We start from the raw sequence: 14,568 nt of genomic DNA on the forward strand, positions 1-14,568 counted from the left end.
TGGAAGCACGCGGCGAACTCGAGCCGTAAATGCTCTACTGCGGGGCTAGCGGCGAAGGTTGGCCGCTAGCGCCTCCTTTTTCGAAGCAAAGATGCTATCGATCTCGGATGCCGGCAGCGGATGGCCCAGCGCGAAGCCCTGCAATGTGTGACAGCCGAGCTTGGCCAGCGTCACGGCATGGTTTTCGGTCTCCACGCCCTCCGCGATCACGTCGACACCGAGAGCCTTGCCGATCTCGACGATCGACTTGACGACGCGGCGTTGCTCGGAGGAGGTGTCCACCTCGCTCACCAGTTGCCGGTCGATCTTTAGCCGCGCCGGGCGGAGTCGGACAAGACCGATGAGCGATGCGTGGCCGGAACCGAAATCATCGATCTCGATTTCTATGCCCATCTGCTTGATGCGATCGACAGTCTGCAGAAGCTCATCGTCGCAATCATCCAGGAAGATCGTCTCGACCAGTTCGAACACCAGGGCGCCGTCCGGTATATCGAGCGTTTCGAGATCGTCAATCAATTGCGGATCGTAGAGACGCTGTCCCGAAATATTAACCGAAATCCGCGGTAAGGTCGTTCCATGCTGCCCCCAGTTCAGCCGGTCCGCGAGCACGCGTCGGAGGATCGAAGCATCGATCTCAGAGGACAGACCGAACTCGTCCGCGATCTTCAGGAAGATACCGGGCGAGAGGGTGCCGCGCTCGCTATGATGCCACCGCGCCAAAGCCTCGATACCTACGATATCGCGGGTGTGGGCATCGAGCTGCAATTGGTAGAATGGAATGATATCGCCTTGCTCCAGCGCAAGCTTCAGCTCTTCGGCAAGGCGCCGCTTGCCCATCAGATCGTCTTTGAGCTGCTGTGAGAAGAATTCGATGCGGTCGCGCCCAGATGTCTTTGCCTCGTAGAGCGCGATATCGGACTCGGCGAGCAGGTTGGATCCCAAACGATCTGCAGACCAGGAAATGCCGATCGACGCTCCTGATTGCAGCATCTCGTGGCCGAAGCGGATCTTCTTCTTCAAGCGCCGCTGCACGTCACACGCCATACGGTTCAGTTCCGTCAACCCTCCGAAATTGACGAGTAGGATGACGAATTCGTCCCCGCCGATACGCGCCGCCATCGCGGCTTTCGGAATGGCGGCCTCGATCCGCAAGGCCGCGGCACGCAATACGGTGTCGCCCGCCGCGTGGCCATGACTGTCGTTGATCTGCTTGAACTCGTCGAGGTCGAGATGCAGAACCGCAAGCGTGGAGACTGAGGCATCCTCGGCCAGTTCCGCCAGGCGCTTGTCGAAAAGGCGGCGGTTGGGAAGGCCTGTCAGATAATCATGTTCCGCCGCATATTCGATGCGTGCGCTGCTCTCTTCCAAAGCCAGGGTCCGCGCCTCGGCGACCGCGCGCTGGCGCGCCGCCTCGTTCGCAAGAAGCACGTCTGATGTAACGTCCCACTCGGCGCCGATGAAGGAAGGCGACCCTTCTTCGTTCACATAGAAATGAGCGCGCGATCGGATATGTCTTATCTCGCCGTTTGGCCAAACGATCCGGAATTCCGAGTTATATTGCCCCTGCTTGGCAGCGGCGTCGTCGAACTCCTTCTCGGCGCGTTCGCGATCGTCGGGGTGAATCGCGTTTGACCAGATGGCGGTCGGGACCGGACCGCTCCGCATCCCGGTCTGGTAAAGCCGATGCATCTGGACATCCCAGGAAATCTCATTCTGATCGAGGTTGTGCTCCCACACGCCGATCTGTGACGCGTCGAGTGCAAGCTCAAGGCGCCGCAGGATATCCTGAAACTCTCGTTCGGACCGTGTGGGACTGCTCGATGCCAACGCCGTCCAAGCCTCATGCAGCTTTAAGTAACAATATCGGTGGGCTCCAATGGAGAAGCATTATGTATGCAGAACCAACCTTTTGGCGAGAGATTAATTAGAACACACTAAAAATCCATCAACAATTGTAGGCCGAGCACATCACCGATCTTGGCAGAGATCGGAGGGTCTAGGCAATTCAGCCTTTCGAGCAACGACCGTTCTTTTCTTCGAGCTGCAACAGCAGACCACTGTGATCGGTCTTACCGCCACCATGTTCGACAAATTCGGCAAACTCAGCACGGACCGCCTCCGTCAGCGACAGAGTCAAAGCGAGACTTCCTGCCGTTGCAACAATGTTGTTCAGATCCTTGAGCTGCAATTTCGAAGGACCGGCAGTACCAAGTCGCGATCGACCATTCGTTGGCCGTGAAGGTCCAGAATGCGGCTTTCGGCGAAGCCGCCCGCCATGATCGCAAGCGTACCGGCAGTCGCCCGACTACGCCGCCCGAAACCGGCACATCGAGATGGCTGATGCCACGCTCGGTGAGCTTCGACGCATCCCCTCGCCCGGTTTTATCCTTCGAGACATGGCCGCATGGTCAGCCTATGAAAACAGGAAAGGCGGAGCAATGCTCCGCCTTTCCACGTCTCGCTGCGGAGTGGGGGCTATTCGGCAGCGAGCCGTATGACTTTCGCTTCGTTCTCTTCCTGCTCGTGCTCGTGCTCCTTGTGCTGGATCAGCGGACGGTTGCCCGACAGCCTGCGGACCAGCACGTAGAAGACCGGCGTCATGAAGATGCCGAAGAAGGTGACGCCGATCATGCCGGAGAACACGGCCACGCCCATGGCGGCACGCATCTCGGCACCCGCACCGGTCGAGACCACCAGCGGCACGACGCCCATGATGAACGCCATTGAGGTCATCAGGATCGGGCGTAGACGCAGGCGACTTGCCTCGATTGCAGCCTGGACCGGAGTTCTTCCTTCGAATTCCAGCTCGCGGGCGAATTCCACGATCAGGATCGCGTTCTTCGCCGAGAGGCCGACAAGCACCACCAGGCCGATCTGCGTGAAGATGTTGTTATCTCCACCGGTCATCCAGACGCCTGTCAAAGCCGCCAGCACGCCCATCGGCACGATCATGATGATCGCGATCGGCAAGGCGAGGCTCTCATACTGTGCCGCGAGCACGAGGAAGACGAGCAGCAGTGCCAGCGGGAAGACGATCACGCCGGAATTGCCCGCCAGGATCTGCTGATAGGTCAGATCCGTCCATTCGAAGCTGATGCCCTTCGGCAGGGTCTCATCGGCGATCTTCTCGATCGCCGCCTGAGCCTGACCTGACGAGAAGCCCGGAGCTGGACCGCCGTTGATATCGGCGGAGAGGAAACCGTTATAACGGTTGGTCCGCTCCGGCCCGGTTGTCGCGTTCACCTTCAGGAGCGCGGACAGCGGGATCATTTGGCCCGATGCCGAACGAACCTTCAACTTGCCAATGTCCTCGGGCTGTGCGCGGAACTTGGCGTCGGCCTGGACGCGCACGCTGTAGGTACGGCCGAAGGCGTTGAAGTCGTTGACATAGAGCGAACCGAGATAAATCTGCAATGTCTCGAAAACGTCAGTCACCGAGACACCCAGCTGTTCCGCTTTCTCACGGTCGAGATCGGCATAGAGCTGCGGAACATTGATCTGATAGGCAGAGAAGATGCCCGTCAGCTCAGGCGTCTGGTAAGCCTTGGCGATCATCGCCTTATTGGCCTCGTCGAGCACCTGATAGCCGAGACCGGCGCGGTCTTCGAGCTGCATCTTGAAGCCGCCCGTCGTGCCGAGACCATTGACCGGCGGTGGCGGGAACATCGCGATGAAGGCATCCTGAATCGCCCCGAACTTCTGGTTCAGGGACATGGCGATCGCACCGCCCGAAAGCGCCGGCGACTTGCGCTCCTCGAAATCCTTCAGCGTCACGAAGACGATGCCGGCATTAGAGGAGTTGGTGAAGCCGTTGATCGACAGGCCCGGGAAGGCGATGGCATGTGCGACACCGGGCTCAGCCATCGCGATGTCGCTCATCCGCTTGATGACGTCCTCGGTGCGGTCCAGGCTCGCAGCATCCGGCAGCTGGGCAAAGCCGATCAGATACTGCTTATCCTGGGCCGGCACGAAACCACCAGGCACGGCGTTGAACAGGCCGTAGGTTGCGCCGGCTAGCGCGAGATACACCAGCATGACGATGCTCTTGCGCGACACGAGGCCGCCGACGCCCTTTCCATAGCCCCGGGAACCGGCACCGAAGGCCTTGTTGAAGCCACGGAAGAACCAGCCGAAGACGGCATCCATGCTGCGTGTCAGCCAATCACGCTTGGCGTGATGGTCCTGCAGCAAGAGCGACGCGAGTGCCGGCGACAATGTCAGCGAGTTGAAGGCCGAGATGACGGTCGAAATCGCGATCGTCAGCGCGAACTGGCGATAGAACTGTCCCGACAGGCCGCTGATGAAGGCGAGCGGCACGAAGACAGCGACGAGCACGAGTGCGATCGCGATGATCGGGCCCGAGACTTCCTTCATTGCCTTGTAGGTCGCGGCCCGCGGACTGAGCCCGTTCTCGATGTTTCGTTCGACGTTTTCAACCACGACGATCGCGTCGTCCACCACGATGCCGATCGCCAAGACGAGGCCGAAGAGGCTGAGTGCGTTGATGGAAAAGCCGAAGACATACATCACCGCGAACGTGCCGATGATCGAGACCGGAACGGCAATCAGCGGGATGATCGAGGCACGCCATGTCTGCAGGAACAGAATGACGACGATGACGACGAGCGCAATAGCTTCGAGCAGCGTGTCGACAACCTTCTCGATCGACGAACGGACGAACTTCGTCGTGTCATAGACGATCTCGTAGCTGACGCCATCGGGCATGGCCGTCTTCAGCTCTTCCATCGTCTTCTGGACTTCGTCCGAGATGGTGATGGCGTTGGAGCCGGGGGACTGGAAGACCGGGATGGCGACGGCCGGCTTGCCATCGAGGATGGAGCGCAGCGAATAGTCGGCGGCGCCGAGTTCGATCCGGGCGACGTCACGAAGACGGGTAATTTCACCATTGGATCCGGTCTTGACGATGATGTTGCCGAACTGCTCGGGCGTCTGCAGACGACCTTGCGCATTGACGTTGAGCTGCAGGTCCACGCCCGACAGGCTCGGCGAAGCGCCGATGGTACCGGCCGCCGCCTGCACATTCTGGCCGCGGATCGCATTGGTGACGTCGCTGGCGGCAAGGCCATGCTCGGCAGCCTTCTGCGGATCGATCCAGACACGCATGGAATAGTCGCCCGAACCGAAGACCTGCACCTGACCCACGCCATCGATGCGCGCCAGCCGGTCCTTGATGTTGAGGACGCCGTAGTTGCGCAGATAGGTGATGTCGTAGCGGTTGTCAGGCGAGATCAGGTTCACGACCATCATCAGGTCGGGAGAGCTCTTGACCGTCGTGATGCCGATGGTTTTCACCTCTTCCGGCAGACGCGGTTCGGCCTGCGAAACGCGGTTCTGGACGAGCTGCTGTGCCTTATCAGGGTCCGTGCCGAGTTTGAAGGTGACCGTCAGCGTCATGACGCCGTCGGAAGTCGCCTGGCTGGACATGTAGAGCATGCCCTCGACGCCGTTGATCTGTTCTTCGAGCGGCGTCGCGACCGTCTGCGCGATGACCTCCGGGTTTGCGCCGGGATAGGTGGCGCGCACGACGATCGATGGCGGAACGACTTCCGGATATTCGGAGATCGGCAATGCGCGCAGGCCAAGCAGACCGGCGACCACGATGAGGACCGATAGGACTCCGGCGAACACCGGACGGTCGACAAAGAATCTAGAGAAATTCATTTCAAAGCCCTCTCCGGGATGAAACTGGGATGCAACGACCCTCTCCGGCGGTTGGGAGGCCGCCGGTGGATCACGTCATTTCGGAATTTTCACGGAGCGCCGAGACGCTCCGGATGCTTCGGCTTATTGAGCCGTGGCGACTTTCTCTTCCGCCTGCGGCGCAACCACTGCGCCCGGACGGATACGCTGCAGGCCATTGACGACGATCTTGTCGCCGACAGTCAGGCCGCTTTCAACGATCCGCTGGCCTTCCGCTGCAGTACCAAGCTGGACGGGTCGATAGCTGACCTTGTTTTCGGCATCGACGACGAACACGAACTTCTTGTCCTGGTCGGTGCCGATTGCGCGGTCGCTGATCAGGATCTTGTTTTCGGCCTTCGGCTCGCCCATGCGGACCCGAACGAACTGGCCGGGGATCAGCTTGCCGCCAGGATTGTCGAAGACGGCGCGAACGCCGATCGTGCCGCTTGCCGCGTCAACCTGATTATCGATCAGCTGCAGCTTGCCCTTGATCGGAGTGCCCTGATCGGCCAGCGTCCCGACTTCGACCGGGATCTGCTCGACGGCAGGGACGGCGCCATCAGCAGCCGGAAGCTCGGCGAGTGCCTTTGTGACCATTTCCTCGCTGGCATTGAAGCTTGCGTAGATGGGATCGACCGACACGAGTGTCGTCAAAGCGGGAGACGTGGAGCCGGCAGCAACAAGATTGCCGACGGTAATCTCGATCTTGCCCACACGGCCAGCAACCGGCGCTTTGACCTCGGTGTAGCCAAGCTCGAGCTGTGCCGAACGGAGGGCCGCCTGGGAGGTGCGGAGACCGGCCTGCGCTTCGGTGAAGGCATTCTGGCGCTGGTCGAGATCGCTCTGCGAAATCGTCTTGTTATCCGAAAGCCTGCGGCCGCGCTCCAGCTCGATCTGCGCGAGGTTGACCTTCGCCTCGGCAGAGGCCACCTGGCCCTCGGCCTGGGAAACAGCCGCCTGATAGGGCTCGGGGTCGATGGTGAAAAGCAGATCGCCCGCCTTCACCAACGCGCCTTCACGGAAGTGCACGGATTGAATGGCTCCGGCCACGCGTGAACGAATCTGCACGCGGTCGACAGCCTCAAGCCGGCCGGAAAACTCCTGCCATGTCGTTACGTCACGGCTGGCCACGATGGCAACCGTCACCGGCACAGCGGGAGCCTGCGCAGGTGCGGAAGCAGCCGTGGCAGTGGTGCTCATCGGCAGTTCGAAAAAGATGGCTGCGGCCGAAACGGACGCGGCAAGTCCTAGGCCGGCGCCCACGAGGGCCCAGCGCTTCTTACTGGACGTCATTGTTACTCTCCTTACGGCCCTCTCTCAGTGGCCGGATTCAATCAGTTCGTCTTCAATGCAATAGGTTGGCTGCTAATATCCCGAACGAAGCTTTCGAATTGGTCGGTGATCGTCTGTTCCCAATTCGGTGCCTGTTCGGATTTCCCGCCGTAAAGCGATGGCCAGCCTGCCCCGGCGGGGAGGACATTCCGGCGAACTGCAACGCCTGCCTGCTTCAGGCGGTCGGCGTAACCCAGCGTCTCGTCACGAAGAGGATCATCCTCTGCCGTCAGAACGAGTGCCGGCGCGACCCCTGCAATACGCGAACACAAACACGGTGCCGCGTAGGGGTGACAGCCGCCGCCACTGAGATAGTGGCTCCAGCCCTCGGCCCAACGCTGCCGCATGCCGATGCCATCCGCCTTGCGGATCGAGGACGTGCCCATGAATGGATCAAGCAGCGGCGAAATCAGAACCTGGCCATCGAGCGCATCCGCATAATGGTCACGTGCCTTGAAAGCGACGCCGGCAGCAATATTGCCGCCCGCCTCTTCGCCTGCCACGATCAACAACGAGTTCCGATCGCCAATACCCGACGCGCGCTTGTTGGCAAGATAAGAGAAGATCGAATAGCCGACTTCGAGCGGCTTCGGAAAGACATTGCCGAGCGGCGCATTGTAATCCGGGACGGCAACGATCGCGCCGGCCTTCGCCAAGCTCTCTGCAACCACGCTATCCTTGACGCCCGACTGCAGAAAAGCGCCGCCATGAAAAAACAGAACGATCGGCGAGCCCTTGCCAAACTCGGCGCCCTGATAGACGCGTGCGGAAACGGGGCCGGTGGCCACCTTCTCCATCACCATGTCTTTCACCTGCACCGTCATCGTTTCGGCTCGCGTTTGACCCGCATAGCGTATTGCGAGCCGAGATGGCTTGCAATTTCTGCAGAAAAGATATTGTTATTCCATTGTCGGAATAAGAAGCGATAGCGCGATTACACTGTTCCGAATTTCGAATAATACCGCAGTGCAACCTGCTTAGGTGATTTCCGATGGACCAGCTCTCGGCAATGCGCGCCTTCATCCGCGTCGTAGAGACGGGCAATTTCACACGGGCCGCCGACACGCTCGCCATGCCCAAGGCGACGGTGACCAATCTCATCCAGGGGCTTGAAGCGCATCTGCACACCAAGCTTCTCAACCGCACCACACGCCGGGTCATGGTGACGACCGACGGCGCTCTCTACTATGAACGCGCGGCCCAGATCGTCTCCGAGCTAGAGGAGCTGGACGGCAGTCTGTCGAACTCACAAGGGCTACCGACCGGTCGTTTGCGAGTCGAGATGGCCGGCGCATTCGCCGACTGGATCGTCGTACCCGCGCTCTGCGACTTCTACCAGAAATATCCGGATATCCGCGTCGACCTCGGCGTGGGCGATCGCACCGTCGACTACCTCGCAGAAAACGTCGATTGCGCGCTTCGCGGCGGCACGCCGGCCGACCAATCGCTGATCGCAAGGCGTGTTTCCGAAGTCGAAATGCTCACCTGCGCGGCACCACTTTATATCGAAAAATTCGGCATTCCGACCCGCCCCGAGGAGCTTGAAAACGACCATTATTCAGTGAGTTACTTCCGCGCGCAGACCAACCGGACGCTTCCTTTCGAATTCCGCAAGGACAATGAGGATCTGGAGATCAATCCGCGTTACCTGCTGTCGGTCAACGACAGCCGGACTTTCGTCAATGCAGCATTGAACGGGCTTGGCATCGCACAGCTGCCGCGCTTCATGATCCGTGACGCTTTGGCCAAAGGCGACCTCGTGGAAATCCTGCCGGAATGGAGCCGTGAACCATTCCCGCTCTACATCGTCTATCCGCCGAACCGGCACCTCAGCAACAAGGTCCGGGTCTTCGTTGATTGGCTGGTGAAATTGCTTTCGGACGCGAAACTGAACGATCCGTGAGACAGTTGCGGCCCGGAAGGTGTTCCTTCGACGGGCCGCAATGTCTGTCATCAAATTCCTTTCAGACCCTGCCGCGTCACCAGGGAAATGGCTCGGCCGGTATCTGAGGTAGGCGCCCGGAGTTGGAGGTCTTCCAGTCGCCTTTACGCCAATAATATAGGCCTGCTTCCTGCCATTTGTTAAGTGCTGATTCGTGCACAGCAAGTTCGCAAAAACGGAACAATGGCGAGTACCATGGTTTAGTGAATGGCCGGCTTGAGGAGATCCTCCAGGCCGATGCGCCGGAACATTTCGGCGCGAACCCGGTCGGCGACACCATTGACGACCTCGGCACCGTCCTTGGACGGGTCAACATGGGTACGGAACGGACGTGTGCCGAACGGCATGGCAATGACCTCAGTGATCGCCCTCGCGACCGAGCCTGCGTCGGCGTCAGCAGGTTCAAGAGCCGCCAGCCCCTGCAGCGCCTGTTCCGGCAGGCCCTTATAGGGGCCATCATTGTACTCGGCGGCACGCGCGGCATCTGCCGGCGAACCGGAGTGTGCGAAGTGATTGGTTCCCTTGGTGAAGGCGCCCGGCACGATGATCGCGGTTTCGATGCCCCACCGGGCAAGCTCCGACGCATAGGAGACAGCAACCGAATCCATCGCGGCTTTGGCAGCGAAGTAGGGCGCCAGATAGGGAGGCGTGCCGCCGCGTGTGCTGGACGACGACACCCAGACAACCAGTCCCCTGCCCTTTTTGCGCATATGGGGAAGCGCTGCACGGTTCACCCGTTGTGTCGACAGCACGTTAATGTCGAACAACTCCGCATATTGCTCAGGCGTGAATGCCTCAGCCGGGCCAAACGACATATGGCCGGCATTATGGATGACGACGTCGAGCTGGCCCACCTCTGCGATGACCTTGGCGATCCCGGCTTCGACAGACGCGTTGGAGACCACATCAAGTTCGACCGAACGCAGATCGACGTTGTTATCCCGCGAGAAGGCCGCGATATCGGCAACGGCTTTCGCGTTGCGGCCGACTGCATCGCGAATACCGGCGTAGACGATATGCCCTTCCCTGGCGAGAGTACGGGCGGTGAGAGCGCCGAAGCCACTGGATGCTCCGGTAATGACGATGACCTGTTTATCCATTGTCCTGTTCCTTAGTCGATATTCAAGGGGTGACGGTTGATTGCTGTTGTTCGGAGATCGGCGGCGGGACCAACCCGCCGCACGGGCGCCAAAGATCAGACCATGCCGCCGTTGGCGCGCAGCACCTGGCCGTTGATCCAGGAGCCGTCCGGGCCGGCGAGGAACGAGACCGAGGCAGCGATATCTTCCGGTGTTCCCAGGCGCTCCAGCGGGTTCATTTTGGCCATGCGAGCGATCAGCTCATCCGACTTCCCATCGAGGAAGAGGTCGGTTGCTGTCGGCCCCGGAGCCACGGCGTTGACGGTGATGTCGCGACCGCGCATTTCCTTCGACATGATCGCCGTCAGTGTTTCGACGGCTGCCTTCGTTGCCGCATAGACACCGTAATTTTCTAGCTTCAGGCCGACGACGCTCGTCGAGAAGTTGATGATGCGACCGCCGTTTCGCAGCCGCTTTGCGGCTTCGCGCAGGGTGTTGAAAGTACCCTTCAAATTCACGCTGACCTGGCGATCGAAATTGGCATCGTCAGCATCGCCAATCGACGAAAGCTGCATGATACCGGCATTGTTGACGAGCACATCGATGCCGCCGAAGGCTGCTTCCGCCGCATCGAACATCCGGCGGACGGCTTCGGGATCACTGACGTCCGCCTGCGCCGTCAGCGCCTTGCCACCACACCGCTCGATCTTCTGCACCAGCTCCTCGGCGAGCGCGACGTTTCCGGAGTAGTTGATGACGACGGTGAAACCGTCCTTGGCCAGACGTTCGGCGATTGCGGCGCCGATGCCCCTCGAAGCACCTGTAACCAGTGCGACTTTGCTCTCGTTGTTCCTCATTGCCTTTCTCCTTCTTCGTTGCGCCTCGGCGCGTTTTCGATAAGCAGAAGATGCCGCTTTTCTTAGTGCGGATAATCAGGCATTACTCGGCATCACTATCCGAATATGACGAACAAATAAGATGGACAGATTCGATGCCATGCGGGCGTTCTCCCGCGTCGTGGAGCGCCGCAGCTTCACGCTCGCGGCCGAAGACACCGGCCTGCCACGCTCCACGGTGACCGATGCCGTCAAGCAGTTGGAGGCACGCCTTGGCGTGCGCCTGCTGCAGAGGACGACGCGCCATGTCAGCCCGACGCTCGACGGCGAAGCTTACTATCAGCGCTGTATCTCCATCCTCGCGGATATCGAGGACGCGGAGGGCGCCTTTGCAGGGGCCAAGCCGAAGGGCATGTTGCGCGTGGACGTGCATGGCACGCTCGCCCGGCACTATGTGCTGCCGAGCCTACCGTCTTTTCTGGAGATGTATCCGGATATCGAGTTCTACATGAGCGAGGGCGATCGGCTGGTTGATCTCGTCCGCGAGGGCATCGATTGCGTTTTGCGCGTCGGCACGCCTGATGACAGCGACATGGTGGCGCGACGCGTCGCCATGCTGGAGGAAGTTACCCTTGCCGCTCCCGCCTATATCGAAAAGCATGGCCTGCCCGAGCATCCGGACAGGCTCGATGGCCACCGCATGGTCGGTTTCCGCTCGACTGCGACGGGCGGCGTTCTACCACTGGAATTCATGGTCGGCGGCAGCATCCGCAATGTCACCCTGCCCGCGACGGTGACCGTCAACGCCGCCGAAAGCTTCATGTCGGTGGCCAGGCTCGGCCTCGGCCTGATACAGGTGCCGCGATATCACGCCGAAAGGGATCTCGCGGCGGGCACACTCGTTCACGTCCTGCCGGACTTCCCGCTGACGGAAACCCCGGTCTCCCTGCTCTACCCGCGGAACCGGCAGCTCTCACCCCGCGTTCGCGTTTTCATCGATTGGCTGGTGAAGGTCTTTGCTCGACAATCCTAGCGAAAAGCGTTTCACTTGGGTCAACTGTCAGAACCGGGAGATCTTCCATGGCCATCACAGACGTCACCGTGCATCCGAAGGAAGGCAGTTTCGTTGTCATCTTCACGGAGCAGTCGGGCAATAACATATCGGTCACGCTCTATGCCGCTGCCTCTCCCGGCCTGACGAGCGACAATGCGATCACCCGTGCAAGGGCGTTGCTCGCGACAACACTCCAGAGTTCACAGGCCGATGGCGCACGTGGCAAGGATGCTGCGCTTCTCGAAGAAGAACTGGAAGAAGGTCTCGAGGATACCTTCCCGGCAAGCGACCCCGTATCGGTAACGGGTTCCTCCATCTCGGCGCACGACCCGAAGGTCGGTCATTAGGGTCTGAGATACGGGAAGCCCGAAACAGATGACACATGCCGTTGGCGCGATCGGCGCCGCTCCCCTGGCCGGCCCGGAACTTACGCGCTATTTCGAGCGTGATGCTATCGCTGTCGCCCGAGATTTGCTCGGTTGCCATCTGCGCGTTGGCCATGTCGGCGGCCGCATAACCGAGACCGAAGCTTACTATCCCGATGACGGGGCCTCGCACAGCTTCCGCGGCCCAACGCCACGAAATGGTGCGATGTTTGGCCGACCAGGCAATGTCTACATCTACCGTATCTACGGCATGCACTGGTGCCTGAATTTTGTCTGCACGCCCGGCTCGGCAGTGCTGATCCGCGCAATCGAGCCGGAAGCCGGCATCGCCACCATGATGGAGCGCCGCAGCAATGATGCGCTGACACAGCTCTGCAGCGGTCCCGGCAAGCTCTGTCAGGCGCTCGGTATCAGCCTCACGCTGAATGACAGGCTGCTCGACCGGCCGCCCTTCTCGATTGCCCCGTCGGCTCCCGCCGAAATTGTCGCCGGCAAACGGATCGGCATAACGAAAAATGCCGAAGCACCATGGCGCTTCGGCATCTCCGGATCTCGCTATCTCAGCAAACCGTTTCGCTGAGCATCACTCCATAACGGCGCTGTGATCTATCGCTGGGGCGACTTTCGGCTTGCGCAGCAGCAGCGCCAGCGGAATGACCGCGAGCGACATAAGCATCAGCAGCTTGAAATCGTCCATATAGGCTATGATCGTCGATTGCAGGGTGATGACCTCGTTGAGCGAGGCGCGACCTGCAGCAGTCAACGGACTCATCCCCTGCGCCGCCGTCGCCTCGAAGGCGCGGTTGAACGGCGTCACATAGGCCGCGATGTTCTCGTGGTTCACCTGCGCGTTCTCGACGAGCAGCGCCGAAACAATCGAGATGCCGACGCTCGAGCCGATATTGCGCGACAGGTTGTAGAGGCCGGTTCCGTCGCCGCGCATGTGCGCCGGCAGCGTCGAGAAGGCGATCGTCGTCAGTGGCACGAACAGAAAGCCGAGCCCGGCGCCCTGGACGAAACCGACGGAAACGATCGTCCACTGCGAAACATCAGGCGTCCAGCCGGTCATGTCGTACATCGCCCAGGCCGTCAGGCCGAGACCGAACACCAAGAGCAGGCGCGTGTCGACCTTGCCGATCAGCCTGCCGACGATGAACATGCAGAGCATCGTGCCGAGGCCGCGTGGCCCCATGACGATGCCGGCGGTCATGACGGGGTAGCCCATCAACGTCTGCAGATAGGGCGTCATCAGCGCAAGCGAGGCAAGATATGTGATGCCGATCACGAAGATGAAGAGCATGCTCACCGAGAAATTGCGATCGAGGAACAGCTTCGGATTCACGAAGGACTTTTCCGCCGTCAGCGTATGCACGATCAGCAGATAGAAGGCGCCGGCACAGACGATCGCCTCGATCATGATCTCGCCGGACGCGAACCAGTTGAGCTGTTCGCCGCGGTCGAGGAACAGCTGCAGCGCTGCGATGCCGAGACTCATCATTGCGAACCCGAACCAGTCGAGCTTCGCCAACGCATCCAGTTTCGTCTCGGTGACGTAGATCACGATGCCGGCAAACGCCAGCGCGCCGATCGGCACGTTAATGTAGAACACCCAGCGCCAGCTGATGTTATCGGTCAGCCAGCCGCCGACGACAGGTCCCAGGACCGGCCCGACCATGACCGAGACGCCAAATAAGGCCATGGCCGAGCCGCGCTCCTCGACACTGTAGATGTCGAGGAGGATGCCCTGAGAGAGTGGAACCAAAGACGCGCCGAAAAGGCCCTGGAGAAGTCGGAAGGCAACAATCTGAGGAAGGCTTTGAGCCAAGCCACACAAGACCGAGGCAACGACAAATCCCGCGATTGCCGCCAGCAGTACCTGCTTGCGCCCGAACTTGGCGGCCAGAAAGCCGGACGGCGGCGTCATGATCGCAGCCGCCACGATATAGGAGGTCAGAACCCAGTTGATCTGGTCAGCGCTCGCCGAGACACTGCCCTGAATATAGGGCAGCGCGACGTTGGCGATCGTCGTGTCCAGCGCCTGCATGATCACGGCCAGGATGACGCAAGCCGTGATCGCGCCGCGATTGGCGACCGGGGTGGCCGGCGATGCAGCGTTACTCATGGTCCTTGCCGCCAGAGCGGCCCAAAAGCTTGGAAACGAAATCCGGAAGACCGCGGGAACGACCCGTATCGACGTCGACGACCGTGCTCATGCCGACGCGAAGCGGCGGCTTGC

The 14,568-nt window shown here is 60.5% G+C and carries 11 protein-coding genes and 1 pseudogene; 4 read left to right on the top strand and 8 right to left on the bottom strand.

What is annotated here, in order from left to right; all coding sequences use genetic code 11:
* Positions 1–45: 45 nt before the first annotated feature.
* The 5 genes and pseudogenes from PMI09_RS07510 to PMI09_RS07530 form a co-directional block, all read right to left on the bottom strand.
* On the bottom strand, positions 46–1,827 hold the full coding sequence (locus PMI09_RS07510) for a putative bifunctional diguanylate cyclase/phosphodiesterase (RefSeq protein ID WP_007790560.1): 1,782 nt from the start codon (positions 1,825–1,827) through the stop codon (positions 46–48).
* A gap of 178 nt (positions 1,828–2,005) precedes the next feature.
* A pseudogene (locus tag PMI09_RS30100) lies at positions 2,006–2,375 on the bottom strand (NAD-binding protein); the annotation flags it as partial.
* 100 nt (positions 2,376–2,475) lie between these two features.
* Positions 2,476–5,682 carry an efflux RND transporter permease subunit gene (locus PMI09_RS07520; protein WP_007790563.1) on the bottom strand — a complete coding sequence of 1,069 codons (3,207 nt, stop codon included), beginning with the start codon at positions 5,680–5,682 and terminating at the stop codon, positions 2,476–2,478.
* A gap of 123 nt (positions 5,683–5,805) precedes the next feature.
* Positions 5,806–6,996, bottom strand: a complete 1,191-nt coding sequence (locus tag PMI09_RS07525) for an efflux RND transporter periplasmic adaptor subunit (RefSeq protein WP_007790566.1) — start codon at positions 6,994–6,996, stop codon at positions 5,806–5,808.
* Between the two features lie 41 nt (positions 6,997–7,037).
* Positions 7,038–7,859: an alpha/beta hydrolase fold domain-containing protein gene (locus PMI09_RS07530; RefSeq protein ID WP_007790569.1), complete on the bottom strand. Its 822-nt coding sequence runs from the start codon at positions 7,857–7,859 to the stop codon at positions 7,038–7,040.
* A 167-nt stretch (positions 7,860–8,026) separates the two neighbouring features.
* Here PMI09_RS07530 and PMI09_RS07535 point away from each other — a divergent pair, with 167 nt between their 5' ends.
* Positions 8,027–8,938, top strand: a complete 912-nt coding sequence (locus PMI09_RS07535; protein ID WP_007790571.1) for a LysR family transcriptional regulator — start codon at positions 8,027–8,029, stop codon at positions 8,936–8,938.
* Between the two features lie 239 nt (positions 8,939–9,177).
* Here the strand turns inward: PMI09_RS07535 and PMI09_RS07540 are convergent, their stop codons facing one another.
* Both PMI09_RS07540 and PMI09_RS07545 read right to left on the bottom strand, forming a co-directional pair.
* A complete protein-coding gene (locus tag PMI09_RS07540; protein ID WP_007790573.1) occupies positions 9,178–10,077 on the bottom strand; it encodes an SDR family oxidoreductase in 900 nt (299 codons plus the stop codon).
* Positions 10,078–10,172: 95 nt separating this feature from the next.
* The gene (locus PMI09_RS07545) at positions 10,173–10,913 is read right to left on the bottom strand and encodes an SDR family oxidoreductase (RefSeq protein WP_007790574.1); all 741 of its coding nucleotides are present in this window, start codon (positions 10,911–10,913) and stop codon (positions 10,173–10,175) included.
* 121 nt (positions 10,914–11,034) lie between these two features.
* Here PMI09_RS07545 and PMI09_RS07550 point away from each other — a divergent pair, with 121 nt between their 5' ends.
* Genes PMI09_RS07550 through PMI09_RS07560 form a run of 3 tightly spaced genes read left to right on the top strand, consistent with a single transcriptional unit; the run spans position 11,035 to position 12,912 of the window.
* Positions 11,035–11,925: a LysR family transcriptional regulator gene (locus tag PMI09_RS07550; RefSeq protein ID WP_007790577.1), complete on the top strand. Its 891-nt coding sequence runs from the start codon at positions 11,035–11,037 to the stop codon at positions 11,923–11,925.
* A 47-nt stretch (positions 11,926–11,972) separates the two neighbouring features.
* Positions 11,973–12,293 carry a hypothetical protein gene (locus tag PMI09_RS07555; RefSeq protein ID WP_007790580.1) on the top strand — a complete coding sequence of 107 codons (321 nt, stop codon included), beginning with the start codon at positions 11,973–11,975 and terminating at the stop codon, positions 12,291–12,293.
* Between the two features lie 28 nt (positions 12,294–12,321).
* Positions 12,322–12,912, top strand: a complete 591-nt coding sequence (locus PMI09_RS07560) for a DNA-3-methyladenine glycosylase (RefSeq protein WP_007790583.1) — start codon at positions 12,322–12,324, stop codon at positions 12,910–12,912.
* Between the two features lie 3 nt (positions 12,913–12,915).
* Here PMI09_RS07560 and PMI09_RS07565 read toward each other — a convergent pair whose 3' ends face one another.
* A complete protein-coding gene (locus PMI09_RS07565; protein WP_007790586.1) occupies positions 12,916–14,454 on the bottom strand; it encodes a DHA2 family efflux MFS transporter permease subunit in 1,539 nt (512 codons plus the stop codon).
* Positions 14,455–14,568 lie beyond the last annotated feature (114 nt).

The sequence above is a fragment of the Rhizobium sp. CF122 genome, from assembly GCF_000282035.1.
In the GTDB taxonomy this organism is placed as follows: domain Bacteria; phylum Pseudomonadota; class Alphaproteobacteria; order Rhizobiales; family Rhizobiaceae; genus Rhizobium.

Excerpts from the sequence above, each read along its gene's own strand:
- PMI09_RS07565 (WP_007790586.1), bottom strand. The coding sequence starts at position 14,454 with ATGAGTAACGCTGCATCGCCGGCCACCCCGGTCGCCAATCGCGGCGCG.
- PMI09_RS07545 (WP_007790574.1), bottom strand. The coding sequence starts at position 10,913 with ATGAGGAACAACGAGAGCAAAGTCGCACTGGTTACAGGTGCTTCGAGG.
- PMI09_RS07540 (WP_007790573.1), bottom strand. The coding sequence starts at position 10,077 with ATGGATAAACAGGTCATCGTCATTACCGGAGCATCCAGTGGCTTCGGC.
- PMI09_RS07525 (WP_007790566.1), bottom strand. The coding sequence starts at position 6,996 with ATGACGTCCAGTAAGAAGCGCTGGGCCCTCGTGGGCGCCGGCCTAGGA.
- PMI09_RS07535 (WP_007790571.1), top strand. The coding sequence starts at position 8,027 with ATGGACCAGCTCTCGGCAATGCGCGCCTTCATCCGCGTCGTAGAGACG.
- PMI09_RS07560 (WP_007790583.1), top strand. The coding sequence starts at position 12,322 with ATGACACATGCCGTTGGCGCGATCGGCGCCGCTCCCCTGGCCGGCCCG.
- PMI09_RS07530 (WP_007790569.1), bottom strand. The coding sequence starts at position 7,859 with ATGACGGTGCAGGTGAAAGACATGGTGATGGAGAAGGTGGCCACCGGC.
- PMI09_RS07520 (WP_007790563.1), bottom strand. The coding sequence starts at position 5,682 with ATGAATTTCTCTAGATTCTTTGTCGACCGTCCGGTGTTCGCCGGAGTC.
- PMI09_RS07555 (WP_007790580.1), top strand. The coding sequence starts at position 11,973 with ATGGCCATCACAGACGTCACCGTGCATCCGAAGGAAGGCAGTTTCGTT.
- PMI09_RS07550 (WP_007790577.1), top strand. The coding sequence starts at position 11,035 with ATGGACAGATTCGATGCCATGCGGGCGTTCTCCCGCGTCGTGGAGCGC.